The organism is Vibrio sp. 10N.222.48.A3, from assembly GCF_041475345.1.
GTDB lineage: Bacteria > Pseudomonadota > Gammaproteobacteria > Enterobacterales > Vibrionaceae > Vibrio > Vibrio tasmaniensis_A.
The window spans coordinates 1-1,186 of sequence record NZ_JBFRVX010001379.1 but is presented as its reverse complement, the minus strand read 5'-3'; the positions used below and the strand labels follow the sequence as shown (position 1 = coordinate 1,186).

Below are 1,186 nucleotides of genomic sequence, written 5' to 3'. Positions count from 1 at the left end.
CTTTTCCAATAACAGCAGTTCTAAAGCGGACTGTTTTCCAATCTTTGCCACTTTGAGCCGTAACAGAAACCTCTGACTTTTTCTCATCCCCCCCCAAGTAAATATGCCCCTCCCAGTTAGTGGTACCTGCTGGGTTTTGCGTCCAAGTGTTCTTAAATTGGTCAGTTCTATTGCTATTGCCCCAACCAAACAAGCAAGGTTCACTCTTACTTACTTTACACGCTGGGTACTTAGCGCCGGCATTTTCTTCAGCGTAACTGAAGGAAACATTCTGCACGCCCGCTTTTAGTGCGTTACGAACAGACCATACGCTCCCCTTTTTACCATCAACATCAACGCGCCAATATAAAACATCGCTTGCTGGGTCTAGATTGACAGTGTGTGAACCTGAAACAGCAGAACTAGCACCTGATTGAACTTCTAACCAAGTGCTATTATCTGTACTGGTATACACTTTGTAAGCACTAGATTTAGATAATTTCCATGTAAACGTCTGATTACCATTAAATGGAAGTGACTGTCCATTATATGGGCGTGGTGTATGTGCATACTTTAGGTTGTCATTCGCAAGATCTTTCATCTCACCATCAGACAAAGCAAAAGAGCGCATCTCAATGTTATCAACTAAGAAATTACCGGCTATTTGCTCAGATTCAAGGTTGGCCGTTGCGTCTTTACCTGCGTCCATCCAAGGCTTGGCAATAATCAACCCTTGACTTGTTCCTGCATCTAAACGGCTACCCGCACCCCAAACACCGGCATAGCCGTCAGTAAGTTTAATATCGTCAACTTCAGCTTTATTGTTGTAAGCGTCAACTAGTGTCGCTTGCTTACCATTAAGCCAAATAGAAACTTTTTGGGTATTACGGTCAACACGTACAGCAACGGTATTCCACTGACTTAGGTTAAGTGCCTCTTTGGTTGTAACAGATACCTTTCTTAAGTCACTTCCACCAGCATAAGTTGCTAGTTGGCGTGAAATCATAAACCACTCAATAGCTCCCTCTTTGGTTAACTTTAGGTGGAAACCATCACTCCAAATACCTTTGCTAACCAAATCTATCGGATGTTCTAGTTTTACATTAGGTTTCACTTTCAGTGATAGTGTGAAATCGTCTTCAGCAAAGTCAAAATCATGTCCATAATGGGATTTATACTTTAAAGATTCCTGAACATCATTCTCTAG

At 42.0% G+C, this 1,186-nt stretch carries 1 protein-coding gene; it reads right to left on the bottom strand.

Annotated elements, in window-relative coordinates:
* A partial coding sequence (locus AB4653_RS26480) for a LamG-like jellyroll fold domain-containing protein (RefSeq protein WP_372105714.1) occupies positions 1 to 1,186 on the bottom strand: 1,186 nt, incomplete at both ends.